Source organism: Aeromonas sp. R5-1 (assembly GCF_040908265.1).
GTDB classification, from domain to species: Bacteria; Pseudomonadota; Gammaproteobacteria; order Enterobacterales; family Aeromonadaceae; genus Aeromonas; species Aeromonas caviae.
On record NZ_JBFODJ010000128.1, the window covers coordinates 1 to 26,364 of the forward strand.

General features: G+C 63.0%; 26 protein-coding genes and 2 tRNA genes. 10 read left to right on the forward strand and 18 right to left on the reverse strand.

The window, feature by feature from the left end; translation table 11 throughout:
- The 3 genes from tuf to AB5Y64_RS17645 all read right to left on the reverse strand — a co-directional run.
- The coding region (gene tuf, locus AB5Y64_RS17635) for an elongation factor Tu (RefSeq protein WP_005306258.1) at positions 1 to 1,094 on the reverse strand (1,094 nt) is incomplete at its 3' end.
- Positions 1,095 to 1,266: 172 nt separating this feature from the next.
- Positions 1,267 to 1,341: transfer RNA gene (locus tag AB5Y64_RS17640), tRNA-Gly, on the reverse strand.
- 38 nt (positions 1,342 to 1,379) lie between these two features.
- Positions 1,380 to 1,464 (reverse strand) — tRNA-Tyr (locus AB5Y64_RS17645).
- Positions 1,465 to 1,727: 263 nt separating this feature from the next.
- Here AB5Y64_RS17645 and coaA point away from each other — a divergent pair.
- Positions 1,728 to 2,666 (forward strand): type I pantothenate kinase, encoded by a 939-nt coding sequence (gene coaA, locus AB5Y64_RS17650; protein ID WP_029314861.1) that lies wholly within the window; start codon positions 1,728 to 1,730, stop codon positions 2,664 to 2,666.
- Positions 2,667 to 2,742: 76 nt separating this feature from the next.
- On the opposite strand, the gene birA is transcribed toward coaA, so the two are convergent.
- Positions 2,743 to 3,708 carry a bifunctional biotin--[acetyl-CoA-carboxylase] ligase/biotin operon repressor BirA gene (gene birA / locus AB5Y64_RS17655; protein ID WP_039041033.1) on the reverse strand — a complete coding sequence of 322 codons (966 nt, stop codon included), beginning with the start codon at positions 3,706 to 3,708 and terminating at the stop codon, positions 2,743 to 2,745.
- A complete protein-coding gene (gene murB, locus AB5Y64_RS17660) occupies positions 3,705 to 4,742 on the reverse strand; it encodes a UDP-N-acetylmuramate dehydrogenase (protein WP_039041034.1) in 1,038 nt (345 codons plus the stop codon). The genes birA and murB overlap by 4 nt, the downstream gene beginning before the upstream one ends.
- Positions 4,743 to 4,867: 125 nt before the next feature.
- Here murB and AB5Y64_RS17665 point away from each other — a divergent pair, with 125 nt between their 5' ends.
- Positions 4,868 to 5,521, forward strand: a complete 654-nt coding sequence (locus AB5Y64_RS17665; protein WP_010675965.1) for a TrkA family potassium uptake protein — start codon at positions 4,868 to 4,870, stop codon at positions 5,519 to 5,521.
- Entirely contained in the window at positions 5,518 to 6,873 is a 1,356-nt protein-coding gene (locus AB5Y64_RS17670; RefSeq protein ID WP_010675966.1) for a TrkH family potassium uptake protein, read from the forward strand. Before AB5Y64_RS17665 ends, AB5Y64_RS17670 begins: the two co-directional genes overlap by 4 nt.
- A 72-nt stretch (positions 6,874 to 6,945) precedes the next feature.
- Here AB5Y64_RS17670 and AB5Y64_RS17675 read toward each other — a convergent pair whose 3' ends face one another.
- Positions 6,946 to 8,943: a DNA topoisomerase III gene (locus AB5Y64_RS17675; protein WP_039041035.1), complete on the reverse strand. Its 1,998-nt coding sequence runs from the start codon at positions 8,941 to 8,943 to the stop codon at positions 6,946 to 6,948.
- 297 nt (positions 8,944 to 9,240) lie between these two features.
- Between AB5Y64_RS17675 and AB5Y64_RS17680 the strand changes: the two genes are divergently transcribed.
- Positions 9,241 to 10,371, forward strand: a complete 1,131-nt coding sequence (locus AB5Y64_RS17680; protein WP_039041036.1) for a NapC/NirT family cytochrome c — start codon at positions 9,241 to 9,243, stop codon at positions 10,369 to 10,371.
- 22 nt (positions 10,372 to 10,393) lie between these two features.
- Positions 10,394 to 12,874 carry a trimethylamine-N-oxide reductase TorA gene (torA, locus tag AB5Y64_RS17685; RefSeq protein WP_039041037.1) on the forward strand — a complete coding sequence of 827 codons (2,481 nt, stop codon included), beginning with the start codon at positions 10,394 to 10,396 and terminating at the stop codon, positions 12,872 to 12,874.
- 296 nt (positions 12,875 to 13,170) lie between these two features.
- On the opposite strand, the gene AB5Y64_RS17690 is transcribed toward torA, so the two are convergent.
- The 4 genes from AB5Y64_RS17690 to AB5Y64_RS17705 form a co-directional block, all read right to left on the reverse strand.
- Positions 13,171 to 13,632, reverse strand: a complete 462-nt coding sequence (locus AB5Y64_RS17690; protein ID WP_010675970.1) for a hypothetical protein — start codon at positions 13,630 to 13,632, stop codon at positions 13,171 to 13,173.
- A gap of 102 nt (positions 13,633 to 13,734) precedes the next feature.
- Positions 13,735 to 15,081 carry a sensor histidine kinase gene (locus tag AB5Y64_RS17695; protein WP_010675971.1) on the reverse strand — a complete coding sequence of 449 codons (1,347 nt, stop codon included), beginning with the start codon at positions 15,079 to 15,081 and terminating at the stop codon, positions 13,735 to 13,737.
- A gap of 31 nt (positions 15,082 to 15,112) precedes the next feature.
- The gene (locus AB5Y64_RS17700; RefSeq protein WP_005332666.1) at positions 15,113 to 15,769 is read right to left on the reverse strand and encodes a response regulator transcription factor; all 657 of its coding nucleotides are present in this window, start codon (positions 15,767 to 15,769) and stop codon (positions 15,113 to 15,115) included.
- Between the two features lie 87 nt (positions 15,770 to 15,856).
- A complete protein-coding gene (locus AB5Y64_RS17705) occupies positions 15,857 to 16,189 on the reverse strand; it encodes a PepSY domain-containing protein (protein WP_010675972.1) in 333 nt (110 codons plus the stop codon).
- Positions 16,190 to 16,252: 63 nt separating this feature from the next.
- On the opposite strand from AB5Y64_RS17705, the gene AB5Y64_RS17710 reads away from it, so the two are divergent.
- Positions 16,253 to 16,501 carry a PepSY domain-containing protein gene (locus tag AB5Y64_RS17710; RefSeq protein ID WP_039039611.1) on the forward strand — a complete coding sequence of 83 codons (249 nt, stop codon included), beginning with the start codon at positions 16,253 to 16,255 and terminating at the stop codon, positions 16,499 to 16,501.
- A gap of 10 nt (positions 16,502 to 16,511) precedes the next feature.
- Here AB5Y64_RS17710 and msrQ read toward each other — a convergent pair whose 3' ends face one another.
- Both msrQ and msrP read right to left on the reverse strand, forming a co-directional pair.
- Positions 16,512 to 17,165, reverse strand: a complete 654-nt coding sequence (msrQ, locus tag AB5Y64_RS17715; protein ID WP_039039612.1) for a protein-methionine-sulfoxide reductase heme-binding subunit MsrQ — start codon at positions 17,163 to 17,165, stop codon at positions 16,512 to 16,514.
- Between the two features lie 91 nt (positions 17,166 to 17,256).
- Positions 17,257 to 18,267, reverse strand: a complete 1,011-nt coding sequence (msrP, locus tag AB5Y64_RS17720; RefSeq protein WP_368204307.1) for a protein-methionine-sulfoxide reductase catalytic subunit MsrP — start codon at positions 18,265 to 18,267, stop codon at positions 17,257 to 17,259.
- A 371-nt stretch (positions 18,268 to 18,638) separates the two neighbouring features.
- Between msrP and AB5Y64_RS17725 the strand changes: the two genes are divergently transcribed.
- On the forward strand, positions 18,639 to 19,112 hold the full coding sequence (locus AB5Y64_RS17725) for a DUF1097 domain-containing protein (protein ID WP_039039614.1): 474 nt from the start codon (positions 18,639 to 18,641) through the stop codon (positions 19,110 to 19,112).
- An 84-nt stretch (positions 19,113 to 19,196) separates the two neighbouring features.
- Here AB5Y64_RS17725 and AB5Y64_RS17730 read toward each other — a convergent pair whose 3' ends face one another.
- The 4 genes from AB5Y64_RS17730 to AB5Y64_RS17745 all read right to left on the reverse strand — a co-directional run bounded on the left by AB5Y64_RS17730 (position 19,197) and on the right by AB5Y64_RS17745 (position 22,754).
- Complete coding sequence (locus tag AB5Y64_RS17730; RefSeq protein WP_039039615.1) at positions 19,197 to 20,477, reverse strand: sigma 54-interacting transcriptional regulator; 1,281 nt, start codon at positions 20,475 to 20,477, stop codon at positions 19,197 to 19,199.
- 54 nt (positions 20,478 to 20,531) lie between these two features.
- Complete coding sequence (locus AB5Y64_RS17735; protein WP_039039694.1) at positions 20,532 to 21,041, reverse strand: hypothetical protein; 510 nt, start codon at positions 21,039 to 21,041, stop codon at positions 20,532 to 20,534.
- Between the two features lie 105 nt (positions 21,042 to 21,146).
- Positions 21,147 to 22,559: an ATP-binding protein gene (locus tag AB5Y64_RS17740; protein ID WP_039039616.1), complete on the reverse strand. Its 1,413-nt coding sequence runs from the start codon at positions 22,557 to 22,559 to the stop codon at positions 21,147 to 21,149.
- Positions 22,560 to 22,661: 102 nt separating this feature from the next.
- Positions 22,662 to 22,754 carry a YnhF family membrane protein gene (locus tag AB5Y64_RS17745; protein ID WP_010675981.1) on the reverse strand — a complete coding sequence of 31 codons (93 nt, stop codon included), beginning with the start codon at positions 22,752 to 22,754 and terminating at the stop codon, positions 22,662 to 22,664.
- Positions 22,755 to 22,879: 125 nt separating this feature from the next.
- Here AB5Y64_RS17745 and folK point away from each other — a divergent pair, with 125 nt between their 5' ends.
- Complete coding sequence (gene folK / locus AB5Y64_RS17750; protein ID WP_039039617.1) at positions 22,880 to 23,425, forward strand: 2-amino-4-hydroxy-6-hydroxymethyldihydropteridine diphosphokinase; 546 nt, start codon at positions 22,880 to 22,882, stop codon at positions 23,423 to 23,425.
- Positions 23,426 to 23,483: 58 nt separating this feature from the next.
- Here the strand turns inward: folK and AB5Y64_RS17755 are convergent, their stop codons facing one another.
- Entirely contained in the window at positions 23,484 to 24,188 is a 705-nt protein-coding gene (locus AB5Y64_RS17755; protein WP_039039618.1) for an SDR family oxidoreductase, read from the reverse strand.
- 159 nt (positions 24,189 to 24,347) lie between these two features.
- Here AB5Y64_RS17755 and AB5Y64_RS17760 point away from each other — a divergent pair, with 159 nt between their 5' ends.
- Positions 24,348 to 24,752 carry a CBS domain-containing protein gene (locus AB5Y64_RS17760; RefSeq protein WP_039039619.1) on the forward strand — a complete coding sequence of 135 codons (405 nt, stop codon included), beginning with the start codon at positions 24,348 to 24,350 and terminating at the stop codon, positions 24,750 to 24,752.
- Between the two features lie 248 nt (positions 24,753 to 25,000).
- Positions 25,001 to 25,765, forward strand: coding sequence for an ABC transporter substrate-binding protein (locus AB5Y64_RS17765; RefSeq protein ID WP_039039620.1), 765 nt, complete (start codon positions 25,001 to 25,003; stop codon positions 25,763 to 25,765).
- Positions 25,766 to 25,866: 101 nt separating this feature from the next.
- On the opposite strand, the gene asnC is transcribed toward AB5Y64_RS17765, so the two are convergent.
- On the reverse strand, positions 25,867 to 26,328 hold the full coding sequence (gene asnC / locus AB5Y64_RS17770; protein ID WP_010675986.1) for a transcriptional regulator AsnC: 462 nt from the start codon (positions 26,326 to 26,328) through the stop codon (positions 25,867 to 25,869).
- Positions 26,329 to 26,364: the final 36 nt, after the last annotated feature.

Genomic DNA, 26,364 nt, shown 5'->3' on the forward strand with positions numbered 1-26,364 from the left:
GCAATCAGGGTAACAACCATCTTGATGTTGTCGCCCGGCATGACCATCTCTACGCCTTCCGGCAGTTCGATGGTACCGGTCACGTCGGTAGTACGGAAGTAGAACTGCGGACGGTAGCCCTTGAAGAACGGAGTGTGACGACCACCTTCTTCTTTGGACAGCACGTACACTTCGGATTCGAACTTAGTGTGCGGCTTGATGGTGCCCGGCTTGGCCAGTACCTGACCACGCTCTACGTCTTCACGCTTCACGCCACGCAGCAGCGCGCCAACGTTCTCACCTGCACGACCTTCGTCCAGCAGTTTGCGGAACATTTCAACGCCGGTACAGGTGGTCTTGGTGGTATCTTTGATACCAACGATTTCCACTTCTTCACCAACTTTAACGATACCGCGCTCTACACGACCGGTTACTACGGTACCACGGCCTGCGATGGAGAAGACGTCTTCGATAGGCATCAGGAACGGCTGGTCAATTGCGCGCTCCGGCTCCGGAATGTAGGTGTCCAGGTGGCCAGCCAGTTCCAGGATCTTCTCTTCCCACTGAGCTTCGCCTTCCAGCGCTTTCAGTGCGGAACCACGTACTACCGGCAGGTCATCACCCGGGAAGTCGTACTCGGACAGCAGTTCGCGAACTTCCATCTCGACCAGTTCCAGCAGCTCTTCGTCATCTACCATGTCGCACTTGTTCATGAACACGATGATGTACGGAACGCCTACCTGACGACCCAGCAGGATGTGCTCACGAGTCTGCGGCATCGGGCCGTCAGTCGCTGCTACTACCAGGATTGCGCCGTCCATCTGGGCAGCGCCGGTGATCATGTTTTTAACGTAGTCGGCGTGACCCGGGCAATCTACGTGGGCGTAGTGGCGGGTAGCAGTGTCGTATTCTACGTGGGAGGTGTTGATGGTGATACCACGCTCACGCTCTTCCGGTGCCTTGTCGATCTGGTCGAAGGCGAAAGCTTTACCACCGAAGTGCTTGGCCAGCACGTTGGTGATGGCGGCGGTCAGGGTGGTTTTACCGTGGTCAACGTGGCCGATGGTACCCACGTTAACGTGCGGTTTATTACGCTCAAATTTTTCTTTAGACATGATCGTCCCTCTAAACTAACGCTGAGTACGCGGTGGCAAGCTAACCACAGAACAGTTTATATGATGGATTTGAATCAAGGGGAGTAGAGAGGTTGGTGCTGACAGGCTGGTTCGATTGCCGAACTCACCCTAAGGTGTGGCTCTCAGAATTACCTGAGCCATATCAGCATCTTGGAGCGGGCAGCGGGAATCGAACCCGCATCATCAGCTTGGAAGGCTGAGGTAATAGCCATTATACGATGCCCGCATTTCTCTAACCCAAAGAACTCAAACCGCAGAGAAATATGGTGGAGGGAGAAGGATTCGAACCTTCGAAGGCAGAGCCGTCAGATTTACAGTCTGATCCCTTTGGCCGCTCGGGAACCCCTCCAGTTGCATAAATGCCACAACGGTAATTCTGCTTGCACCCGTTGTTTTTGTCGCTTTTGCTGGGCAAATAGACGATAGACATCCAAGCGTCGCGCATTTTATGGTAAGGATTTTGGGGATGCAACCATTGCACCTTGCAAAATGTGCATTTATGCCGGGATCCAAGCAAAAAAACGCGCCTTCTCCGTCCCGACCGGACGCGTCCCTTGTCGCTCCCGATCCCTTGGTGTATGGTCGCCCTGCCCAAGAAACAGTGATGACACCATGACGACAGAGCATAACCCCTATTTGCAATTCACCCGCGAACAATGGGCGTTATTGCGCGATGCGGTCCCCCTGACCCTGACCGAGCACGATCTGCAGACCCTGCGCGGGATCAACGAGAAGGTGTCATTGCGGGAAGTGGAAGAGATCTATCTGCCCCTCTCCCGTCTCCTCAATCTCTACGTCAAGGCCAAGCAGCGCCGCAGCCGGGTGCTGGAGCAGTTTCTCGGTCAGTCCCGCGGCAAGGGCACCTATATCATCAGCATCGCCGGCAGCGTGGCGGGGGGCAAGAGCACCACGGCCCGTATCCTTCAGGCATTGCTGGAGCGCTGGCCGGAGCACCCCAGGGTGGAGCTGGTCACCACCGACGGCTTCCTGTTTCCCAACAAGGAGCTGGAAGCCCGTGGCCTGATGCGTCGCAAGGGATTCCCCGAGTCTTATGACATCCGCCATCTGGTGGAGTTTGTCGCCAATATCCGCGCCGGCCACGAGAAGGTCGAGGCCCCCGTCTACTCCCACCTGATCTATGACATCCTGCCCGACGAGAAGAAGGTGGTGGAGCAGCCGGACATCCTGATCCTGGAGGGGCTCAATGTGCTGCAAAGCGGCATGGACTATCCCCAGGACCCCCATCGTGTGTTCGTGTCGGACTTCGTCGACTTCTCCATCTATGTGGATGCTGACGCCGAGCTGCTGCGCACCTGGTACATCGATCGTTTTCTCAAATTCCGCAGCGGCGCCTTCTCGGATCCCGACTCCTATTTCCACCACTACGCCAAGCTGGCCGAGAGCGAGGCGACCGAGATCGCCAACAACATCTGGCAGGATATCAACTACCTGAACCTGCAAGAGAACATCTTGCCGACCCGGGAGCGGGCCAACCTCATCCTCACCAAGGGCAACGAGCACGCCATCGAGCAGATCAAGCTGCGCAAGTGACCACTGTCGCAATGCATACATGGAAGAGGGGGCCCGCAGGCCCCCTCTTACATTCAGTCGTCATGAGCGTATGGGTTCAGTCCCCCCGCCGCAGGGAGAGTTCCCCTCCCAGATAGAGCTTGAGCCCCTCTTCCGTCTCCAGACGCAGGGCTCCGCGTTCGTCGATCCCCCGGGCAATCCCGCGGATCACCTGCTCTCCCATCAGCAGCTTTACCGGCTGGCCGGCGAAGTGGTCGAGCCGGTTCCAGCTCTCGACAAAACTCGCCAGCCCCGACTGTTCGAAGGTTTGCATGGCCTGTTGCAGGTGCAGCAGCACGCAGGCGGCCAGCTCGTTGCGATCCACCGGCTCGGGCTGGATATGGCGCAGCTCGGACCAGGCCTGATCGATCTTCTCCCCCTCCCGACTCGGCATCGCCAGATTGAGGCCGACCCCGATCACCAGATGGCAGCTGGCACCCGCACTGCCGCTCATCTCCACCAGGATGCCCGCCAGCTTGCGGCCCTGGTAATAGAGGTCGTTCGGCCACTTGAGCGCCACCCCGGGATAACCGAGTGACTCCAGCGCCTCGACCACCGCCACGCCGACCGCGAGACTCAGTCCCATGGCGGCCGCCATGCCCTGCTCAAGCCGCCAGTACATGCTCAGGATCAGCTGGCAACCGAAGGGAGAAACCCAGGGTTTGCCACGACGTCCCCGCCCGGCGGTCTGGCACTCGGCCAGACAGCTTTCCCCGGAGCTCAGGGTATTGACCCGCTCCAGCAGGTACTGGTTGGTGGAATCGATGACAGGGAAGCAGTGCACCGGCGCCATCGGTGCCTCTGCCTGCAGCCGCCCCTCGTCATAGAGGGCCATGGGCACCGCCAGCCGATAGCCCTTGCCGGTCAGGCTGAAGAGATCCAGCCCCAGATCCTTGAGCGCGGCCATGTGCTTGCTCACCGCCGCCCGGCTGATGCCAAGGCGCTCGCCCAGCTGCTCGCCGGAATGGAACTGGCCGTCGCTGAGCAGGGTGATCAGGGTCTGTCTGACGGGGGTCAGGGTCATGCCAGTACCTCGTCGAGCCAGGTTTCACCGCTGCGCCCCATGAAGCGCACCTCATGTTCCAGCACCACACCGAACTGGTGTTCCACGCTGTCGCGGACATGGGCCGCCAGCGCGATGAGTTCCATGGCGCTGGCGCCCCCCAGATTGACCAGCACCAGCGCCTGCTCCTGATGGACGGCGGCACGACCGATGGCAAACCCCTTGAGACCGCACTGATCGATGAGCCAGCCAGCCGCCAGCTTGGCCTGCCCTTCTGCCGCAGGGTAGCAGGGCATCTGCGGGTATTGCTGTTTCAGGGTCTCGGCCAGGGCGGCGGGCACAACAGGGTTTTTGAAGAAACTGCCCGCGTTGCCCAGCACCGCCGGATCCGGCAGCTTGGCCATGCGGGTGGCACAGACGGTGTCGAAAATGGCCTGTGGCGAAGGGGCATCCCCCAGCGCCGCCAGCGGGCCATAACCGGCGACCGGGCGCCATGCCTTGGGCAGGCGCAGACCGACGGCGGTGATGAAGTGGGAGTCCTGATAGTCGTGCTTGAAGATGCTGTCACGGTAACCGAACCGGCAGTCGGCCGCCGCGATGCGCTCCACCTCGCCACTCTGCCAGTTGAACGCCTCCACGTAGGCACAGACGCTGGCCAGCTCGACCCCGTAGGCACCGATGTTCTGTACCGGGGCCGCCCCGACCGTCCCGGGAATGAGTGCCAGGTTCTCCAGCCCGTGCCAGCCCTGTTGCAGGGCGTGGCATACCAGCTCGTGCCAGTTTTCACCTGCCGCCACATGCAGCAGCCAGTGCTCGGACTCCTCGTGCAGCGTGATCCCTTTCAGGCCGTTGTGGACCACCAGACCGGCAAAGTCATCGCAGAACAGGATGTTGCTTCCTCCTCCCAGCACCAGGCGCGGCAAGGTGGCCAACTCCGGGTTGGTCCGCAGTTGCGCGAGATCATCCGGCCGGGTCACATCGGCCAGCCAGAGGCAGTGTGCGTCCAGGCCCAGAGTATTGAGGGTCGACAGGGAGGCGTGGGGGGTGAGTTTCATCTGTGTGTTCCGACAAGGACAAGGGCGCAGTTTACCCCAGATCCCCCGGGACAAAAAACCCGGACACTTTTCGGACTCACGGCGCTGGAGTAGAGTAACCCCTTCATCCCGCTGAGGAAGCATGCATGAACAATCAATTCGCCGTCATCGGCCTGGGCCTGTTTGGCAGCGCCTTGTGCGAAGAGTTGCAGCGCCAGAATGCCGAGGTACTGGCCATCGACATCGACGAGAGCAAGACCCGCCAGATAGCCACCCTCTGCAACCACGTCATCGTGGCCGATGCCACCGACGAGGCCACGGTCGCCGAACTGGGCCTGGCGAATTTCGACATCGTCTTTGTCGCCATCGGCGACAACCTGGAGACCAGCATCCTGACCACGCTGGTGCTGAAAGAGGCGGGCGTGAAGAAGGTCTGGGTCAAGGCCCGTGACAAGTTCCACGCCAAGATCCTGCAGAAGGTGGGCGCGGACAAGGTGATCAACCCGGAGTGGGACATGGGCCGCCGGGTGGCCCAGAGCATGCTGGACAACCGGCTGTTCGACTACCTGGAGCTGGGTCACGACATGGTGCTGACCGAGTTCGTGATCGGCTTGCAGCAAAACACCCGCACCTTGGCCGACTTGCGCCTGCTGCAGCAAAGCGATTTCCAGCTGTTGGCCATCAAGCGGGGTGAGGTGCTGCACAACGTCCTGACCGGCAAGATGGAGCTGCAACTCGGTGACATCCTGATCCTGGCCGGCAACAAGCACGCCATCGATCACTGGCTCGACACCCTATGATCAACTGGCGCAGCAACTACGCCTTCACCCTGCATCGGGAAGACAACTCCCGCTGGAGCGAGGCCAAGCTCATCCTGGGCAGTTTCCTCATCATCCTGCTGGTTGGCACCCTGTTTCTGGTCCAGCCCTCCAGCCACAAGGGTGAGGTCACCGTCATCAACGCCCTGTTCACCGCCACCTCCGCCATCAGCGTGACCGGCCTCGGGGTGGTGGATACCGGCACCGCCTTCACCCTGCAGGGGCAGATCATCCTGTTGATATTGATGGAGATTGGTGGTCTCGGCCAGATGACCATGACACTGCTGCTCATCGCCATGTTCAGCAAGCGGGTCGGGCTGCGCCAGCAGGTGCTGGCCAAGGAGGCGCTGGGCCAGGAGGGGTCCGTCAACATCGTCCAGCTGGTGAAGCGCATCGTCCTGTTCGCCCTGATTGCCCAGCTGATCGGCACCGCCATCATGGCCATTCGCTGGGTGCCCGACATGGGCTGGGGCCACGGCCTCTACGTCAGCTTCTTCCACGCGGTGTCGGCCTTCAACAACGCCGGCTTCTCGCTGTTTGCCAACAACCTCATGGACTACCGGGATGACCCCATCATCAGCCTGACCATACCGGCCCTGCTGATCCTGGGGGGGGTAGGCTTCACCGTCATCGTCGACCTGGTGCGCAACCGCCGCTGGCGCAAGCTGAAACTGCACAGCAAGCTGATGCTGCTGATGACCCCTGCCCTGCTGCTGCTGGGGACCCTGATGTTCTGGCTGCTGGAGCACAACAACCCGGGCACCCTGGGCAACGCCTCCTTCGGGAGCCAGTGGCTGGCAGCCTTCTTCCAGTCGGCCACCGCGCGCACGGCGGGCTTCAACACGGTGGATATCGGCCAGATGGTGCCGGCCTCCCTGCTGTTCATGATGATGCTGATGTTCATCGGTGCCGGGGCAACCTCGACCGGGGGCGGTATCAAGGTCACCACCTTTGCCGTCGTCCTGCTGGCGACCCGGGCGTTTCTGACCAAGCGCCCCCATGTCACCGCCTTCGGCCGCACCCTGTCACCCCAGATAGTGACCCGCTCCCTGGCCATCATCATCGTCAGTACCATGGTGCTGATGCTGGCGATGTTCCTGCTGATGCTCACGGAGTCGCAACCCTTCGACAAGATCATGTTCGAGACCATCTCGGCCTTTGCCACCGTGGGACTGTCCACCGGCATCACCGCTTCTCTGAGCGAACCGGGCAAACTGATCCTGGTGCTGGTGATGATCTGCGGCCGTCTGGGACCCCTCACCCTGGCGATCATGCTGGCCCGCCCGGTGGAGACCCGCATCCGTTATCCGGAAGAGAGCGTCTACACGGGGTAAGCCATCCCATCCATACAAAGAGGGGCCTCCGGCCCCTCTTTCTTTTCTATGTGATCACGGCGCGCGCCAGCCTCAGGCCGCCTTGCCCCTGGTCGTCCCCTTGCCAGAGCTCTTTCCCGTACTCTTGCCAGCACTCTTGCTCGTGCGGGGGCGTGCGGCGGTGGACCCAGTCCGCTTGCGGCGGGCAAAGCGTTGCTTGCTGTCACCGGGCGCCGCCTTGGGCAGCGCGCTGAAGCTGGCGCCGGAATCCTGCCGCGCCCCCTCGATCAGGCCGTTGAGCTGCTCGGTGAGCGGCCCCATGAACTGCTGGTAGCTGCCGTGACGTTCGGCGATCTGGCCCAGACTCTGCTCCCACAGTGCCGTCATGTCCGGTGTCGTGGCGGTCGCGGGCAGCGCCTGGACCAGGGCTCGCCCGGTCGGGGTGGCCTTGATGCTCTTGCCCTGGCGCACCAGGAAGCGGCGCTTGAACAGCAGATCGATGATCCCGGCCCGGGTCGCCTCGGTGCCCAGACCGTCGGTCTCCCGCAGGGTCTTGCGGATCTCGGGATCCTGCACATAACGGGCGATGCCGGTCATGGCGGCCAGCAGGGTGGCATCGGTAAACGGCTTGGGGGGCTGGGTCATCTTCTCCAGCAGTTCCCCCCGCTCGCACAGCAGTTCCTCCCCCTCTTTCAGGGCAGGCAGGGTTCCCGCCTCCTCCTCGTCATCCTCTTCCACTCCGAGCAGCGCCTTCCAGCCCGCCTTGAGGATGCGGCGCGCCTTGGCCTGGAACAGCCCTCCGGCGATGCGCAGCAACACCTTGCTGTCGTTGTACTCGAACGGCGGGTAGAACTGCAGCAGATACTGGCGGGCAATCAGGCCGTACAGCTTCGCCTCGTCGGCCCCCAGGCTCCCCTCGTTCCCCCTCTTCTCGGTGGGAATGATGGCGTGGTGGGCATCCACCTTGCTGTCGTTCCACGCCTTGCTGCGGATCCTGCCATCCGCTTCGGCGACCGCCCTGGCCAGCGCAGGGGCCGTGCTGGCGATGGCCTCCCGCACCTGGCCGGCCCGGTTGAAGTGCTCGCTCGGCAGATGGCGGCTGTCAGATCTGGGATAGGTGATGAGCTTGTGCCGCTCGTAGAGGCTCTGGCAGACGTCCAGCACCCGCTTGGCATCCATGCCAAAGCGCTTGGCAGCGTCGATCTGCAGGCTGGAAAGATTGTAGGGGAGCGGCGCCGCCTGCTTGCGCGCCTGCTCCTCCACCGCCTCCACCCGGGCGGGCTGCCCCTGGATCCGCTCCACCACCTTGGCGGCCAGCGCCCGGTTGAGCACCCGACCCTCCTCATCCTGCCAGGGCAGGCAGGCCTCCGATGGCAGCCACCTGGCGGTGAAGCGTTCGTTGCCCTGGGTCAGCAGATGGGCCATCACCTCGTAGAACGGCTTGGGAACGAAGGCCTCGATCTCGAGATCCCGGCGCACCACCAGACCGAGCAAGGGGGTCTGTACCCGGCCCACCGACAGCAGTTCGCTGCAACCCCCCTTGCGACCAAGCAGGGTATAGGCCCGGGTCATGTTGATGCCATAGAGCCAGTCGGCACGGCTACGGGCCAGCGCTGACACCGCCAGCGGCACGAACTCCTTGTTGTCCCTGAGCTTGTCGAGGGCGCGGCGCACGGCGGGGGGATTGAGATCGCTGATGAGGCAGCGCTGAACCGGTTTGGTCTTGGGATAGCCGAGAAAGTCGATCACCTCGTCCACCAGCAGTTGCCCTTCCCTGTCCGGGTCACCGGCGTTGACCACGCAGTCCGCCTGCTTGATGAGCCCCTTGATGACGGCCAGCTGGGCCTTGGTCTTGGGTTTGGCCACCAGCTGCCACTGGGTCGGGACAATGGGGAGGGATTCCATGCGCCACTGCTTGTAGGCGGCATCGTAGGCATCGGGCTCGGCCTGCTCCAGCAGGTGGCCGATGCACCAGGTCACCACGTCTCCCTGCGCCGTCTCGATGAAACCCTCCCCCTTCTTGTGAGGTTTGGGGAGGACATCGGCGATGGCGCGGCCAAGGCTGGGTTTCTCGGCGATAAAGAGTCGCATGATGGATACACCTGAATACTGTATATGTGAACAGTATACAATCCTCTCACCGCAAACCCCAAGCCCCGGGGTGGCGTACTGCCTCCTCGCCCCGGCTTGGGCATCGCCCTCACCACAGCGCATCCCGCTCCCGTTGAAGGGTAAAAGTGCGATTAAAATTCAAAAAAGCATGCCCAAACAAAAAAAAACCCAAAAATTGCTTACATGTCGAAATAAAAATCATGACCGAGGTCAACCCATCGAATCTTGGGACTACTACTATATTGGTAATACCCGAATTCGAAGGACACCGTCACCATGCTTGGAAAACTGTTGAGAAAGACCTGGTTCTGGCTTCTGCTGCTCGGGGCCCTGCTGGGGGTCGCTGCACTGGGCGTCACCGTCACCGTGCTGCACAAGACCAGCTCCACCGAGTTCTGCGTCTCCTGCCACTCCATGCAGACCCCCCTCGCCGAATATCAGGGCAGTGTCCACTTCCAGAACGTGAAGGGGATCCGCGCCGAGTGCGCCGACTGCCACATCCCCAGTGAACCCGCCGCCTATCTCTGGACCAAGATCCGCGCCGTGAAAGACATCTATCACGAGGCGATCGGCACCCTCGACACCCCGGAAAAATACGAGGCCCACAAGCTGCGCATGGCCCAGACCGTGTGGGATCAGCTCAAGGCCAATGACTCCGCCACCTGTCGCAGCTGCCACAGCTACGCGGCGATGGATATCCTGGCCCAGCGCCCCAATGCCCGTGCCGAGCACCCGGTCGCCATCAAGGAGGGCCAGACCTGCATCGACTGCCACCGCGGCGTCGCCCACATCATGCCGGACATGAGCGGCCTGGCCGCCGCCGGTGCCAGCGAACTGGCCGCCGCCGCGGCCCAGACCCCGGCCACCGTCACCACCCGCTATGCCATCGCCACCACCCCGCTCTATCTGGAGGCCGGCGCCAAGACTGACGAAGGCACCCTGATGCCCTCCACCCAGGTGGAAGTGCTGGCCAACGACAACGGCCGCGCCCAGGTGCGCATCGACGGCTGGCAACAGGACGGTGTGAGCGAGGTGTTCTACGCCGCCCCCGGCAAACGGATCCTGAGCGTGCTGGTTGGCGAAGCCGCCAGAAAAGCCCTCGTGACCGGCAAGAGCGAGACCGACAGCGCCACCAACCTCACCTGGCATCAGGTCAGCCTGACCGCCTGGGTCGACCAGAGCCAGCTCATCGGCGACCAGGGCAAGCTGTGGCAATACGCCTCCACCCTGATGTCCAACAACTGCACCGGCTGTCACGGCCTCACCGCGCTGGATCACTTCAACGCCAACCAGTGGATCGGCGTCATCAAGGGGATGGAGTCCCGTACCTCCCTCACCCCGGAGCAGGCGCGCATGCTCACCCAATACGTGCAGAAACATGCCAGCGACATGAGCGCGGCCCATTAAGGCAGGAACAGAGGACTCTCCCATGACTTTTTTCAATGACCAACAGACCAACCTCTCCCGCCGTACTCTGCTCAAGGGGCTGGGGGCCTGTGCCGCCCTGCCCCTGCTGGCTGGTCTCTTCCCGAAAAGCGCCCTGGCCAAGGCCGTCAGCACGGCCCTTGAGCAGTTCCCCACCCTGGTGCCCGCCCAGAAAGGCATCCTGACCGGCGCCCACTGGGGGGCCTTCGAGGCCATCGTCTCAGAGGGCCGCATGGTGCGGGTCCAGCCGGTGGCCGACGATCCGGCACCGAATGACCTCATCGACATGGCGCCGTTCCAGGTCCACGCCAAGAACCGCATCAAGTACCCCATGGTGCGCAAGAGCTGGCTGGAGCACGGCCCGGGTGCCAGACCGGAGCTGCGCGGTGCCGACGAGTGGGTGCGAGTGAGCTGGGAGAAGGCCATCGAACTGGTGGCCGGCGAGATCCAGCGCGTCCAGTCTGATTTCGGCCCGCAGGCGATCCACGCCGGATCCTACGGCTGGAAGAGCGTGGGCATGTTCCACAACAGCCGCACCCTGCTGCACCGCCTGATGAACCTCTCGGGCGGCTTCACCGGTTATGCCGGTGACTACTCCACCGGCGCGGCCCAGGTGATCATGTCCCACGTGATGGGCTCCATCGAGGTGTACGAGCAGCAGACCGCCTGGCCCAACGTGGTGGAACACGCCGAACTGGTGGTGCTCTGGGGGGTCAACGCCCAGGTGACCCTGAAGAACAGCTGGAACATGCCGGATCACGAGGGGCAGGCCGGCTTCAAGGCGCTGAAAGAGAAAGGCACCCGGGTCATCAGCATCGACCCCGTCTACAACGAGACCGCCAAGCAGGCCAATGCCGAGTGGATTGCCCCGAACGCCTATACCGACGTGGCCATGATGTTGGGGGTGGCCCACACCCTCTACAGCGAGAAGAAGCACGATCAGGCCTTCCTCGATCGCTACACCGTCGGCTTCGACACCTTCCTCGCCTACCTGCTCGGCAAGGATGACGGTCAGCCCAAGAGCGCCGAGTGGGCGAGCGCCATCTGCGGCGTCGATGCCAAGGTGATCCGCCAGCTGGCCCTCGACATGGCCGCCAAGCGCACCATGATCATGGCCGGTTGGGGCATGCAGCGTCAGCACCACGGGGAGCAGCCCAACTGGATGCTGGTCACTCTGGCCTCCATGCTGGGCCAGATCGGCCTGCCGGGGGGCGGCTACGGCTTCAGTTACCACTACTCCTCCGGTGGCAGCCCCACCGCCAAGGGCGGCATTCTGGCGGGCATCTCCGCTGGCAGCGCACCGAAGAACAGCCCGGCCCCCATCCCGGTGGCCCGCATCGCCGACTGCCTCGCCAACCCGGGCAAGACCATCGACTTCAACGGCCGCAAGGTGACCTATCCGGACATCAAGCTGGTCTACGTGGCGGGCGGCAACCCCTTCCACCACCATCAGGACACCAACAACCTGCTGCAGGCCTGGCGCAAACCCCAGACCGTGATCGTCCACGAGCCCTACTGGACGGCGACTGCCAAGCACGCCGACATCGTACTGCCGGCCACCACCAGCTACGAGCGCAACGACCTGGAGATGGGGGGCGACTACTCCCAGCGCTACGTCTTCCCCATGCACCAGTGCGTCCCCCCCCAGCATGAGTCCCGCAACGACTTCGACATCTTCAGCGCCATCGCCGCCAAGCTGGGCGTGCAGGAGCAGTACACCGAAGGGAAGGACGAGATGCTGTGGCTCAAGCAGATGTACGACGGCATGGCGGCCCAGGCTCGCGGTGCCCGAGTGGCGCTGCCGCCGTTCAACATGTTCTGGGAGGCCAACAACTACATCCGCTTCCCGATCCCGGAGGCCAACCGCCAGTGGATCCGTCACGCCGACTTTCGCGAGAACCCGCTGCTCAACCCGCTCGGTACCCCGTCCGGCAAGATCGAGATCTTCTCCAACACGGTGGCGGGGATGGGTTATGCCGACTGCGCCGGTCACCCCAGGTGGTATGAGCCCAAAGAGTGGGTGAAGAGCGAGGTGGCGGCGCGCTATCCGCTGTCGCTCAACACCTCCCACCCGACCCAGCGGCTGCACTCCCAGCTCGACAACACCCCGCTGCGGGACAAGTTCGCCATCGCCGATCGGGAGGCGATCCTGATCCATCCTGACGACGCCAAAGCGCGCGGCATCCAGGATGGCGATCTGGTGCGGGCCTTCAACGAGCGCGGCCAGATCCTGGTGGGGGCCCTGATCTCCGCCGATATCCGGCCCGGGGTAGTGCGGGTGTGTGAAGGGGCCTGGTACGATCCGGCCAAGCCGGGCGAAGCGGGCAGCATCTGCAAGAACGGCAACGTCAACTGCCTCACATTCGACGAGGGCTCGTCCAGTCTGGCCCAGGGCAACTGCGGCCACATGGCCCAATTGCAGATAGAGAAGTATATCGGGCCAGTGCTCGCCAACACGGCGCACGAGGTACCGGCCAACGGCTGAGTAGAGGACTGAGCAACAAAAACGGCGCCATCAAGGCGCCGTTTTCTTAGCGCAGTTTGTGGTGTGGCTCAGAATCACAAGTCACCCTCAACCATATACTCTTCGGCACACTCCACCCGCCTTGCAGCCAGAGCGCGGACAAGGTGGCTCAGAAGTCTCCTTCCACCCTGTACTCTTCGGCACACTCCACCCGCCTTGCAGCCAGAGCGCGGACAAGGTGGCTCAGAAGTCTCCTTCCACCATGTACTCTTCGGCACACTCCACCCGCCTTGCAGCCAGAGTGGGGACAAGGTGGCTCAGAAGTCTCCTTCCACCATGTACTCTTCGGCACACTCCACCAGCTGGGGCCAGAGATCTTCCGGCACCCAGGCCTCGGGGTCATCCTCGTCACCGTCATACTGGCTCCAGAAGAAGGCACGCAGCCCGCTTGCGAAGTCGTCGCTCAACTCCGCCAGTTCGGAGAGGGGCCCCAGCCAGGCAATGCGGCGCAGGCCGGAGGCGAGATCGTTGATAGCATCCATCAGGGTGCGATCATCCAGGCTCTGCTCCACCAGCAGGGTGAAGCGCTCGCGGGCGCTCTCGGTCTGATCCTCGTCCAGCTCACCCACGTCGGCCAGCAGGTCGACAAAGTCCTCCAGCAGGAACTGGATCAGGGCATCCCTGTCCTCGAACCACTGGATCTGGGCCCCCTTGGTGCCCAGCACCGAGGCATCGAACGAATCATCGAGATGGCACAAAGCCCAAGGATCGTCAGTCATTGCTACCCTTCCTACACCTGAAACAAGAGAAGTATCTTATGCCGGGTGCCGCACCCTTGCCAGCACGGCGGCACAAAAGGGGCCCCCCGACGGGGCGCCCCATCACTCGACCCTGGCCACCTTGGGCAGGGAGAGGGAAGCGGCGAGCCCCCCCAGCTCGGCCCGCCCCATGATGAGGCTGCCGCGATAGGCTTCCGCGAGATCCGAGACGATGTTGAGGCCAAGGCCCGAGCCCGGCACCTTCTCGTCGAGGCGCACCCCCCGCAGCACCGCCTTGGCGATCTGATCCTCGCTCATGCCGGGACCGTCGTCCTCGATGCGCAGGGTGATCCAGCCCCCCAGCTCGGCGCTGGAGATGCGCAGCTCGCTGGCGGACCACTTGAAGGCGTTCTCCAGCAGGTTGCCCACCATCTCGTCGAAGTCCTGCTCCTCCACCCCGACCGCCAGATTGACCGGCACCTGCAAGTCCACCGTCTTGCCGGGATAGAGGCGGGAGAAGGCGCGGCAGATGTACTCCACCCGTGCCCGCACCGGGGTCGACACCCCGAGGATCTTGGCGGCGCCGGTCACCCGCGCCTTGCCGAGGTGGTAGTCGATGTGGCGCTGGATCTGGTCGAGCTGCTCGCCGAGGGCGGCCTGATCCTCCGGCGGCAACTGGGTCACCTGGTTGCGCATGATGCTGAGCGGCGTCTTGAGGGCGTGGGCCAGGTTGCCGGTGTGGGAACGGGCTCGTTGCAGCAGCTCGCCATAGTGGTGCAGCAGGCGGTTGATGTCCTCCACCAGCGGCTGGATCTCCAGGGGGTAACGCAGCCGGAATCCCTCCTGATGACCCTGATGGACGCGGCTCAGCTCGCGACGCAGCAGGTGCAGCGGGCGCAGGCCGTAGAGGATCTGGAACATGAAGCCGAGCACCAGGCCGGTGGCGGCGAAGCCGAGGCCGAGGAACAGGCTGATGCGGGTCTTCTTCAGGGTCTGGGTCAGGGCGCTGCTGTCCTTGGCCATCACCAGAGTGAAGACCCGATCAGACCCCGGCAGCAGCACGGTACGGGTCATGATGAGCAGGGGCTCCTTGTTGGGCCCCTTGCCGACGAAGAGGTCCGGATCGCCGAAGGCCGACTTCAGGCCGTGGGCGCTCAAATGGGCATCCCACAGGGAGCGGGAGCGACTGACCACCGTCTCCCCCAGCTCCAGTTGCCAGTAGTAGCCGGAGTAGGGCTGGCGATAACGGGGGTCGGCCATAGGCTCGGTGACCACCGGCATGCCGTCCGGCTGGATCTCGAGGCGGGAGAGCAGATCGTAGAGCTGCAGGCGCAAGCCATCGGCCTCCGCCTCCTGCCAGTAGTTGCGCATCATGGTCTGCAGGCTGAAGCCGGTGGCGAACAGGAAGAGACCGCACCAGACCATGGCGATCACCACCAGCCGACCTCGCAGGGTGCGTACCAGCCTCATTCAACCCACCCCGCCATCGGTTGCGGTCGCGTCATTCGTTGATCCGGTAGCCGAGGCCGCGCACCGTCTCGATGAGATCGGCGTGGGTCTTCTTGCGGATGCGGCCGATGAACACCTCCACGGTGTTGGAGTCGCGATCGAAATCCTGGGCATAGATGTGGTCGATCAGCTCGCTGCGGGACACCACCTTGCCCCTGTGCTGCATCAGGTAGCCCAGCACCCGGAACTCGTGGGCGGTGAGCTTGATAGGGGTCCCTTCGTACCATACCTGAGAAGCCGCCATGTCGAGACGCACGCCACCGATCTCGAGGATGGAGCTGGCGTTCCCCGCCGCCCGGCGCACCAGCGCCTGCACCCTCGCCACCAGCTCCGCCACCTGGAAGGGCTTGGTGAGGTAGTCGTCCGCCCCGGCGTTGAGCCCTTCAATCTTCTCATGCAACTGGCCACGGGCGGTCAGCACCAGCACCGGGGTGTCCATCCCCTTGCTGCGCCACTCCTTCAGTACGCTCAGGCCGTCGCGACCGGGCAGGCCGAGATCCAGGATGATGGCGTCATAGGGTTCGGTCTCGCCGAGAAAGCCCGCCTCGTTGCCATCGTGGCAGAGATCGGTGACGAAACCGGACAGACGCAGCTGTTCCGCCAGCTGGCCCGCGAGGATCTTTTCATCTTCAACTATCAGAATGCGCATACATGGGTATCCAAAACAGGGTTGTGCCGGCACCGGCAACGGTTGGGGGGACGAACCGGACAACGGCAGGTTCGCGGACTCACGCCGTTACTCCTCTTCCGGGGGCGGGCGCGGAGCGAACAGGCGCTCCAGATGGTGGCCCTTGAGCCACACCATCTCCAGGTTGTCAGCCCGATAGCCCACCTTGATGACGCTGTTCTCCTCGTCGATGAGCCTGAGCTCGTAGAGCCAGACGCCATCCTCCTCACCCAGATCGACGCGCAGCACGCGCACCGGCAGGCGGGAGGCCACCTCCATCAACTCATGAAAAGGGCGGACCCGCCCCTCGCTGACCGCCTGTTGCAGCAAGGCCTCGTTCGGCTGGGCCGCCTGAACCAGCATCGGCAGCAGCAATCCAAGCAGGGGCAGCGCGCTATTCATGGGTGATTCATCTCTCAAAACCTAACATAATGCCGTTTATAGTGTGCCAGCCATGAATCCGGAATGAATATGATCCCACGCAGTATCCTGCTGATCTTGTGCCTCTTTTCCACCTTTGGCTGGGCGGCGCAGACACGTCTCGACATGGCCGGACTGGTCAAGTTGTTGCTGGCACAAGGGTATCACGACATTCGGGAAGTGGAGCTGGAAGGGGAGAAATTCGAGGTCGATACCCTGGATGCCGACGATCAGCGCGTCCAGTTGCAGGTCGATGCCAACACCGGCGAGATCACCAAAAAAGAGGCCGAATAGGCCTCTTTTGCTATGGGCGTGACGACTGTTGCGCCGCCTCCCTCCCGGCCACTTGCGCTCGCCTGCGCCAGGGGCGCAGCAGCTTTTCCCGACGGGGCCACAGCAAGGCGCAGGCCAGCACCAGATAGATGAGGGGCTCCTGCCACCCGCTCTTGACCGACCACCAGTAGTGTACCGGCACCAGCAGAGCCACCCCGTAGATCCAGTTGTGCAGCTTCTGCCAGGCAGGCCCCATGCGCCGCAACAGGGCCGGGATCGAGGTGATGCCGAGCGCCAGCAACAGCAGCAGCGCCACCATGCCCACCACTATGTAGCTGCGCTTGACCAGCTCGCCGCCAATCAGCCCCCAGTCGAACTGCAGATCCAGCCCCAGCCAGACCATGAAGTGCAGGGACGCCCAGGCGGCGCACCAGAGCCCGAGGGGGCGGCGCAGCTTGATGAGCTGCCCCTGGCGCCAGCGCTTGGCGAGCGGCGACACCAGCAGGGTCAGCAACAGCAGGTGGAGGGCCCCCTTGCCAAGGTAATGGGTCAGCCCCTGGACCGGATCCCCCCCCAGCAGCCCGGCTGGCACGGCATAGCCCAGCCAGAGCAGAAAGCCGATCGAACCAAGGTGCACCAGCGCCCGCAAGCCGTTGACATGGGCTGTTTTCAGTCTCGGCATCATATTGCAGTTCCCGTCATGTTTTTCCCGCTTCTCATCCCCTCTCCCACCAGGGGAGAAGGAGACAAGAGATCAGTCGGACAGAGCGTCAGTCTCAATACCATTTACGCAGATCCATCCCCTGATAGAGGGACGCTACCTCGTCCCCGTAGCCGTTGAACATCAGGGTCGGCTGGCGCTTGGCACCGAAGATGCCCCCCTCGCCGATGAAACGCTCGCTGGCCTGGCTCCAGCGCGGGTGATCCACTTGCGGATTGACGTTGGCATAGAAACCATACTCGTTCGGCGCCAGCAGGTTCCAGGTGGTGGGGGGCATCTCCTCCACCAGGCGGATGGAGACGATGCTCTTGATGCTCTTGAAGCCGTACTTCCAGGGCACAACCAGCCGGATGGGAGCCCCGTTCTGGGCGGGCAGGGTTTTGCCATAGAGCGCCATGGCGAGGAAGGAGAGGGGGTGCATGGCCTCGTCGAGGCGCAAGCCCTCCACATAGGGATAATCGATGCCGCCCCCCAGGGCACGGGAGGCCTGCCCCGGTAACTGTTCCGGATCATAGAGCGTCTCGAAGGCCACGAACTTGGCGCGACTGGTGGGCTCGGCACGGCGGATCAGATCCGCCAGCGCAATGCCGCTCCAGGGCAGCACCATGGACCAGGCCTCCACGCAGCGCAGCCGATAGATGCGCTCCTCCAGCGTGCTCTTGTTGATGAGATCCCACACATCCAGGGTGAAGGGTTTGGCCACCTCCCCTTCCACCTTCAGGGTCCAGGGCTCGGGCTTGAGGTAATGGCCGTTGCGGGCCGGATCCCCCTTGTCGGTCCCCAGCTCGTAGAAATTGTTGTGGGTGGTGGCCTTCTCCTCCGGGGTGAGGATCAATCCCTCTGGCCGGGTCGCGGCACGGATGTCGAGGGGTCTGGTGGGGGCCACGGTGGCCGGCTTGTCCGGTGCGAAGAGATCCAGCAGGCTGGCCTTCACCGGAAACGCCAGGGTGGCGGCACCGACGCCCAGGCCCAGCCCTTTCAGGATGCGGCGACGATCCTGATAGACGGTTTCCGGCGTGACATCCTGTTCGGTGGGGTGATGAGAAGTACGGCGCTTGATCAACATGAAAAAACTCCCGGGACGATGAGGTTGACAACCATAAGACCCGCCCCGGCCGAGTTTTATTTCACACAGAATTACATGAGTTGGTAAAGGGGCAGTGCCTTGGCCATGGTACCGGCCAGGAAGAGCACTACGAACACCAGCAGAGGAACGATCACGTTTGGCACCATCAGACTCACTCCATGAGCAGGACAGGGCCTCTAATTATGGAACAAGGTCTGCGGCGCCTCCAATGAATTTTTTTCGCGAGCGCAAGCGTATTCCAGAGTTGCAAAGAGTGATCGGGATCACACACAATCCGGCCCCCGCTTGCTGCCGCTCTACCGCGGAGTAGGCTGCCTCCTTTTCCGGATTCAACCACTGAGAGTCACGCCATGAGCCCACTGTTCGCCATCGCCATCACGACCGGGATCCTCTCCGCCGTCTGGGGTGGACTGGCCGCCGCACTCGGTCTCATCTCCTGGGTAGGCTTCCTCGGCTGCACCAGCTACTTCGCCTCGAGTGGCGGTTACAAGGCGCTGTTGCAGACCTTGCTGTGCAACACCACCGGCATGCTGTGGGCACTCCTGCTGATCCACGGGGAGACCTGGTGGGGGGCCGGCATGGCGGGTTATCTGATGACAGGGGTGGTGGCCACCCTGATGTGCGTGCAGGCCAGGCAGCAGTGGCTCGCCTACATTCCCGGCACCTTCGCCGGTTGCTGTGCCACCTTCGGCGCCGCAGGCGAGTGGCGGCTCATTCTGCCCTCCCTCATCATCGGCGCCCTGTTTGGCTATCTGATGAAGGCGAGCGGCCTCTGGCTCTCCCAGAAGACCCTCTCCACCGACGGCGTCAGCGACCCGGCCTGAGCCTGAGCCTGAGCCTGGCAAGGTAACCGATTCGGTCGGAAACCAGAGGGGCGGCCCGTCATCGACGGGCCGCCCCTCTGTCATTTACCCCTTCGACTTGAAGTTGGCCGCCTCGATGCCGTGCCGATTCAGCAGCTTGTAGAAGTCGGTGCGGTTTCTCCCCGCCATGTTGGCCGCCAGGGTCACATTGCCTTCCGTGGTGCGCAGCAGCCGGATCAGGTACTCCTTTTCAAACTCGGCCCGCGCCTCGTTGAACGAGGGAATGCCGCCACCGCCGCCACTCAGGGCCGACTCCACCATGGCCGCGCCTATCACCGGGCTGCAGCAGAGGCTCGCGAGCTGCTCCACCACCCCGCAGAGCTGGCGCACGTTGCCCGGCCAGGCCGCGGCGGCCAGCAGGGCCAGCGCCTCCGGCGAGAAGCCGAGGGCGGCGCAATCGGGGTGACGGTTGCGGTAATCGTCCAGCGCCTGACGGGCCAGCAGGGGGATGTCCTCGCTGCGGGCGCTCAGCGGCGGCAGGGTGATGTTGGCCACGTTGAGGCGGTAGAAGAGATCCTCGCGAAAACGCCCCTCTTCCATAGCGGTCACCAGATCCTGATGGCTGGAGCTGATGACTCGCACCTCGGGGGTGCCCTGACCATACTCCGCCAGCACCTGGAGCAACTTGGCCTGGAGTGACTCCGACAGATCCCCTATCTCGTCGAGGAAGAGGGTGCCGCCTTTGGCCTCGGCAAACAGGCCGGACTGGCCATCCTCGCCAAACAGCTGCAAGTCCAGCGCGGGCCAGGGCAGAGCCGCACAGTTGATGGTATGCAGCGGCTTGTCGCGGCGGTGGCTGGCCTGGTGCAGCGCCTGGGTCATCACCCCCTTGCCGGCGCCGGAGGGGCCCAGAATCAGCACGGGCACGTCCATGGTGGCGATGCTGCTCGCCTGGATCAGCAACTGCTCCATCTGCGGGTTGCGCGTCTGGATGAGGGACTGCCACTCCTGCTGCTGCTTCGGACGGGTCAGGCTGAGAGCATGTTCTATGGTGACCAGCAGCTCGTCCTTGTCGATGGGCTTGGTGAGGAAGCTGAATACCCCGGTGCGGGTCGCCTGGATGGCGTCGGGAATGGTGCCGTGGGCGGTCATGATGATCACCGGCATGCCGAGCCACTGGGACTGGATCCGCTCGAACAGCGCCAGCCCGTCCATGCCCCCCATGCGCAGATCGCTCAGCACCAGGTCGGCCCGTTGCTGGCGCAGCCTGTCCAGCGCTCCTTCGGCGCTGTCGGCGGTATCCACCTCGTAACCCTGGCTGCGCAGGCGCATGCTCATCAGCTTGAGCAGGCTGGCATCATCGTCCACCAGCAGAATACGGCTCATGCTCTCACCCCCTCTTGGCGAAAAACGCGGTCATTATGGCGCGGTCCGGAGCTGTCATGGCTGACCTCCCCCATTGAGCTTACGCTGGTTGAGCTGCTCGTCGATGGCGGAGAGCTGCTCTATCTGCTGGCGCAGACGCTTCACCTCCTGACTCTGATCGTCGCGGCGGCTGTCTCGCACCAGCAGCTCCTCCCCGAGGGCGATCCAGCTGCGCAGGAAGGCCTGGGCATCGAGACCGAGCTCCGGCAACAGAGCCTTCAGCTGATCCAGCCCGGCCCGGCGGCTGGCCACCGATTCGGACGGGTGGGTGTTGACCATGGCCAGGCTGACCCGGCTCTCGAGGTCGGTGGCGCCGGCCAGTCGCTGGCGCTCCTGCATCCGCTGCTGGGGATGGCTGGCCAGCAGCCAGTCCGAGTATTGCAGGCGCACCTGCATCTCCTTGTTGGCAAACTCCATCCGCCTGGCAATCGCCTCCTGGGAAGGCTCGGTGAGGCTGGTAGAAGGCAGCAGGGAACAGCCAGCGAGCAGGCCTATCATCAATACGGGAATCACAAATCGTTTCATCTTGAATGTCACTTCAGATCCTGGTGGGGAACAGGCACCTGCCCGCTCCTCTCAATATTCGGTGTCAAGGCGCCACCCGCACCTGCGGGGTCGCCGCCACGCCCGTCAGCTCGGGCGCACGTTCAAATCCAGCCGGAAACAGACATCCGCCTGGGCATCCTCGATCAGCCTGAGCTCGCCGCCCAGGCTCATGGCAGACTCACGGGCAATGGAGAGGCCCATGCCGGAGCCTTTCAGCAATCCCTGGCGCACTATGCTGCCCTGTTCGAAGGGCTCGAAGATGCGCTCCCGCTCGTCTGGCGGGATGACAGGCCCTTCGTTGGCCACCTCCAGCCAGCCGCCGCCCGCCCCCGCCCCGGCGCGGATCCAGATCTGTCCGCCCCTGGCGCCATAGCTGACCGCGTTGGAAAAGAGATTGTCGAGGATGAGTCGCAGGCGGTAGGGCTCTGCCCGCAGGCTGATGGGCTCGGGCGGCAAGTGTACACTGATTTGCTTGGATTCCAGCGCGAGCCGGTACTCTTCGGACAAGTCTGACAACAAGGGCGCCAGGGGCACCTCGGACAGGGTGAACACCTCCTGCTGGCTGAGGCGATTGAAGTCGAGCAGCCGCTCGATCAGGGTCTGCAGACGGCGGCTGTTCTCCTCCAGCATCTGGCAGATCTCCTGCTGATCCCCGTTGAGGGGCCCCACCAGCTGCTCCGAGAGCAGATCAGCCCCCTCCCGCAGCACGGCAAGGGGGGTTTTCAGCTCGTGGGATACGTGGCGCAGGAACTGGTATTTCTGCTGTTCCAGCTCCTTGAGCTTGTCGTGCAGCCAGCTGATCCGCTCCCCCAGCAGCACCAGTTCGGCCGGGCCATCCACCGGGCGCTGATCCGGCTCGACACCGGCGCCCAAACTCAGGATCCGCGACTCAATCTGACGTACCGGGTGGATGATGAGGTAGGTAAAGAGCAACACCAGCAGCAGGCTGAGCCCGGCCACGAAGCCGCTGACCCACCAGATCTGCTGTTTCAGCTCCACGATGGCGCCCCGCATGCGGGTCACGTGATCATCCACCTGGCTGCGGGTGACCACCTCCAGTTGCTGGTTCAGTTCGTTGAAATCGGTGAAACGGGGGCTGGTCGCCTCCTGCCTGGCCTTGCGCAGATCCTGCAGGCCGTCGAGCCAGACCAGCGCCGCCTCGAGATCTCCGTAGACCTCGGCATCCGGGATGGAGTCCTGATGGGTAGCGAGCAGTTCCCGGTAGCGCACCAACTGCTGCCGATAGCTGGCCAGGATGCGGTCATCACCCAGGACCGCATAGCGGCGCAGGGTGCGCTCCAGATCGATGGCCTGGGTGGAGAGCAGCGTCGCCCGGCGAGTGTCCCGCACCGCACGTTCCATCTCGTCGCTGGTGAGCTGGCCCAGGTGGGAGAGAGCCTGACTGTCGTGCCAGATCATGCCCCCCAGGGGCATCAGCACCAGCACGAAGCCCATCAGTACTACCTGGAGCAGGGAGCGGGGCCGAACCTTGGTCATCTTCTGCGGTCTCGATTCGTCATGGGGGAGCCAGCATATCCGCACTGCCCCAAAAAGCAAAACCGGCCATAAAGCCGGTTTGATTGCTCACCGAGGCCGGATTCACGCCAGACCGACGGACGCCACACAGATGACAATGATCATGGCAAGGGCCCCTGACGCGGCCAACAGTGCCCATTTCATTTCTACGCTCATGCAAACCTCCTTTCTGCCAATCAGCGTTGGATCACAACAGATAACGACATGTTAATTCATAGTGAATCCCATAACCGTGAGCTGCGTATATATTTCAGACGAGCCCAACCCAAGGAATGGAAAGCATGTTTTACCTCTGTAGCATTGGATCCAATCTCGACCCCGCCCTGCACGTCAGTCAGGCCGTCGCCGAATTGCTGGCCCGCTTTGGTCGCCTTCACCTGAGTTCCGTCATCCAGACCAAGCCCGTGGGCATGCATTCACGCCACGACTTCCTCAACTGCCTGTTCGTCGTCCAGAGCGACCTCTCCCCCGTCCAGCTCAAGGCCGAGTTTGTCACCATGGAGCTGGCTCATGGCCGGGATCGCAGCCACCCCCTGTGCAAGGTGGCGGACAGGCCACTGGACATCGACATACTGGCCTGCAGCGAACGGGATGACTTCGCCGAGGCCGGGGTGGATGCCTACCTGGGGGATCTGCTGGCGGAGATGTATCAGGGCGGCAGTGTGGACTCCGGCAAGGTGACCCTCGGCCTGCCGGGCAGCAAGGTGTTTGCGAAGCAGCGCATCGGCCAGGCCCCCATCCATCTCTGCCAGCAAGACGAGGCCCTGCTTCCCGGCAACGGCCACCCCGGCCCCCCTTCCCGGCACGCCGCCATCCGGCACCCTTGAGCCGTTCACACACATGAGGCACCCAAAAGCGCCTCATGTCATGGCGGCCCGCCTTGCCCTAGATGACGGCGAGGGCGCGCCCCCCGTCCACCCGGATGCTGGCCCCGGTCATGTAGTCGTTCTTCATCAGCATCTGTACCGCCTGCCAGATGGGCTCCAGACCCCCTTCCCGCGCCAGCGGCGTCTTCGCCAGCACCTGCTGGCGCCAGTCATCCCCGTGCTCGTCGAGAAACAGGATGGGGCCAGGCTCTATGGTGTTGACCCGCACGGCGGGTGCCAGTTCGCGGGCAAAGCTCATGGCCAGGGAATGGGCTCCCGCCTTGGTGGCCACGTAGGCGGCAAACTGGGGCGCCGGGGCATGGATGTAGATATCGGTGATGTGGATGATGCCCCCGTTGGGCTGGCGGGCAAGGGCGGGGGCCAGCGCCCGGTTGAGCTGGAAGGGAGCCGCCATGTGTACCCGGTAGAACTGATCAAACTGGGCCAGCTGCACCGCAGGATCCGCCGCCTGGGGCTCGAAGGCAGAGGCATTGTGGATGATCAGGGCAAGATCCTCATGGGCCGCCAGCGCCGTCACCACGGCGCCCACCTCCTCTTCCCGGGTGAAGTCCGCCTGAACCAGCTCGACGCCCACGTCTCGCAGACGATCCAGCTCGGGCCGTTCGCTGCGATAGCTGCCCGTCACCTGCCAGCCAGCAGCCACCAGCTGCTCGCACAGATAGAATCCCAGGCGACGGCCACAGCCCGTTACCAATGCACGCATACCTTCTCCTTGTGGTTGTCGCCCTCCCCGATCCATGCAGGATCGCACGGAGGGCCCATTCATCGGCCATGACCTATCGATGTCCGAGGCAAAACCCATTGGCCCCCTGTCACGGTCACCGGGCATAGTGGCCCCATCGACCCCCATGGAGCCACCATCATGCTACAAATTCGCGATCATATGCAGCCATTGACCCACTCACTGCACCCCGGCCTCGGTCTGGCCGAGGCGCTGGACAGACTCCATCGGGCAAACCTGGGGGGCCTGCCGGTACTGGATGACCATCAGCACCTCGTCGGATTTCTCTCCGAGCAGGATTGCATTCCCGCCCTGCTTACGGGCAGCTATCACTGCGACACCCGTACTCTGGTCGAAGATCTGATGAGCCGGGCCCCGCTGTTCGTCTCTCCTGATGACAACATTGTGGATCTCGCCCGCCAGATGGCCGGGGCCAGACCCAAGGTCTATCCAGTGATGGAGGGAGGCAAGGTGACGGGCATCATCAGCCGTCGTCAGGTGATGCAGGCCCTCAACACCCAGATGAAACAGTGTCAGGCAACCTGAGGCAGGCAACCTCGCACAGGTTTCATGCCGGCCACCCTCCCGTCCACAGCCGGCGAGTGGCTGGTCCACCCCACCCGACTCTGCCACGGGGCGGCCTGTCGAGGCAGCCCGCCCCCCTCCCACCGGCACCGTTCGTTTGTCCCCTCCCCATTTCAGGGTTTGCCATCCGTGGTTGTCTCTAGTTAGATAGGTGCCGGTCACAGTCCCTGCCGGATGCGACCCCGTCCCGAGTGCTCAGGAGATGTAACGTGCGACGCTTGCTCGTATTCTGCTTGCTGCTGCCCTGCTGGCTGTCAGCCAGGGAGCTGGTCATTGGTGGCATCCTGGAGCCCCCTCTCAAGTGGCTGGATGCACAGGGACACCCTCGCGGGCTGGATGTGGATCTCGTCACCGCCATCTTCGGCACGCTCCATACCCCCATCAGGATTGAGCTCATCGATTCGGGGGCCAGGCTCACCCGCAATGCCGAAAGCGGCTTCTATGACCTGCTGCTGACCCACTCCTACAAACCGGAGCGGGAGGCCTATCTGCTCTACCCCAAACAGGCCCATATGCTCCATAGCTGGCACTTCTTCATACGCAAGGAGTCCGCAGGCCGGATCCATTATGACCATCTGACGGATCTCAAACCCTGGCGTATCGGTGTCACCCGGGATTTCTCCTATACCCCCGAGCTCGCGGCGGCCATGACAGACCCGAGCTATCACTTCCAGGAGATCCCCATCAACCAGCTGCAACTGCGCAAACTCATCGCCGGTCGCATCGACGTGGTGCCCATGTCCCTGGTCACCGCCTTCACCCAGATAAGAGAGGAGGGACTGGAAGGCAAGCTCGACTACCTGCCAAAACCCCTCAAGACCAGCCCCTACTTCAATGTCTGGACCCGCTCCCGGGCCGATGCCGACACCCCGGCCCTGATGGCCGCCTATGATGCCGAACTGCTGCACATGAAGCGGGACGGCCGGCTCAAAGCCCTCTACGACAAATACGGCATCCCCTATATCGAACCCTGATCCACCGGTCAGGGTGTCATAGCCCACAGGGTCGCATTCTGCTGCGCGAACAGGGTCTCGCACGGGAGAGGGATCTCTACGCCCCCCTCAGACCACCCGACTCAGGGCTTCACATCCCGCAGGATCGGGTTTTGCAGCGAAATCAGCGTCTCGGTGGACTGGATCTCGTCGATGGTCTGGATCTTGTGGATCAGTACCGTCTGCAACTCGTCGATGGAGCGGGTCATCACCTTCATGAAGATGCTGTAGTGGCCCGTGGTGTAGTAGGCCTCCACCACCTCGTCCAGCGCCTGCAGTTTGGCCAGGGCCGACGGGTAATCCTTGGCGCTCTTGAGGTTGATCCCGATGAAGCAGCAGACGTCGTAGCCCAGCTTCTTGGGGTTCACCTGCACCCGCGTTCCCTCGATGATGCCCGCCTGCTTCATCTTCTCTACCCGCACGTGGATGGTGCCCGGGCTCACCAGCAGTTGTTTGGCCAGTTCGGCGTAAGGCAGGCGCGCATTCTCCATCAGGGCGGTAAGGATGGCCTGATCGAGATTATCGATCCGATAATTTTCTGACACTTTTTTGCGCTCCTTTTAATGATTCATCATTAATTA

Excerpts from the sequence above, each read along its gene's own strand:
- AB5Y64_RS17745 (WP_010675981.1), bottom strand. The coding sequence starts at position 22,754 with ATGAGCGTAGAAATGAAATGGGCACTGTTGGCCGCGTCAGGGGCCCTT.
- AB5Y64_RS17705 (WP_010675972.1), bottom strand. The coding sequence starts at position 16,189 with ATGAATAGCGCGCTGCCCCTGCTTGGATTGCTGCTGCCGATGCTGGTT.
- AB5Y64_RS17670 (WP_010675966.1), top strand. The coding sequence starts at position 5,518 with ATGATCAACTGGCGCAGCAACTACGCCTTCACCCTGCATCGGGAAGAC.
- birA (WP_039041033.1), bottom strand. The coding sequence starts at position 3,708 with ATGACCCTGACCCCCGTCAGACAGACCCTGATCACCCTGCTCAGCGAC.
- coaA (WP_029314861.1), top strand. The coding sequence starts at position 1,728 with ATGACGACAGAGCATAACCCCTATTTGCAATTCACCCGCGAACAATGG.
- AB5Y64_RS17755 (WP_039039618.1), bottom strand. The coding sequence starts at position 24,188 with ATGCGTGCATTGGTAACGGGCTGTGGCCGTCGCCTGGGATTCTATCTG.
- torA (WP_039041037.1), top strand. The coding sequence starts at position 10,394 with ATGACTTTTTTCAATGACCAACAGACCAACCTCTCCCGCCGTACTCTG.
- AB5Y64_RS17690 (WP_010675970.1), bottom strand. The coding sequence starts at position 13,632 with ATGACTGACGATCCTTGGGCTTTGTGCCATCTCGATGATTCGTTCGAT.
- AB5Y64_RS17740 (WP_039039616.1), bottom strand. The coding sequence starts at position 22,559 with ATGACCAAGGTTCGGCCCCGCTCCCTGCTCCAGGTAGTACTGATGGGC.
- folK (WP_039039617.1), top strand. The coding sequence starts at position 22,880 with ATGTTTTACCTCTGTAGCATTGGATCCAATCTCGACCCCGCCCTGCAC.
- AB5Y64_RS17680 (WP_039041036.1), top strand. The coding sequence starts at position 9,241 with ATGCTTGGAAAACTGTTGAGAAAGACCTGGTTCTGGCTTCTGCTGCTC.
- AB5Y64_RS17695 (WP_010675971.1), bottom strand. The coding sequence starts at position 15,081 with ATGAGGCTGGTACGCACCCTGCGAGGTCGGCTGGTGGTGATCGCCATG.
- AB5Y64_RS17725 (WP_039039614.1), top strand. The coding sequence starts at position 18,639 with ATGAGCCCACTGTTCGCCATCGCCATCACGACCGGGATCCTCTCCGCC.
- msrP (WP_368204307.1), bottom strand. The coding sequence starts at position 18,267 with ATGTTGATCAAGCGCCGTACTTCTCATCACCCCACCGAACAGGATGTC.
- murB (WP_039041034.1), bottom strand. The coding sequence starts at position 4,742 with ATGAAACTCACCCCCCACGCCTCCCTGTCGACCCTCAATACTCTGGGC.
- msrQ (WP_039039612.1), bottom strand. The coding sequence starts at position 17,165 with ATGATGCCGAGACTGAAAACAGCCCATGTCAACGGCTTGCGGGCGCTG.
- AB5Y64_RS17735 (WP_039039694.1), bottom strand. The coding sequence starts at position 21,041 with ATGAAACGATTTGTGATTCCCGTATTGATGATAGGCCTGCTCGCTGGC.
- AB5Y64_RS17760 (WP_039039619.1), top strand. The coding sequence starts at position 24,348 with ATGCTACAAATTCGCGATCATATGCAGCCATTGACCCACTCACTGCAC.
- AB5Y64_RS17665 (WP_010675965.1), top strand. The coding sequence starts at position 4,868 with ATGAACAATCAATTCGCCGTCATCGGCCTGGGCCTGTTTGGCAGCGCC.
- AB5Y64_RS17710 (WP_039039611.1), top strand. The coding sequence starts at position 16,253 with ATGAATATGATCCCACGCAGTATCCTGCTGATCTTGTGCCTCTTTTCC.
- AB5Y64_RS17675 (WP_039041035.1), bottom strand. The coding sequence starts at position 8,943 with ATGCGACTCTTTATCGCCGAGAAACCCAGCCTTGGCCGCGCCATCGCC.
- AB5Y64_RS17700 (WP_005332666.1), bottom strand. The coding sequence starts at position 15,769 with ATGCGCATTCTGATAGTTGAAGATGAAAAGATCCTCGCGGGCCAGCTG.
- AB5Y64_RS17730 (WP_039039615.1), bottom strand. The coding sequence starts at position 20,477 with ATGAGCCGTATTCTGCTGGTGGACGATGATGCCAGCCTGCTCAAGCTG.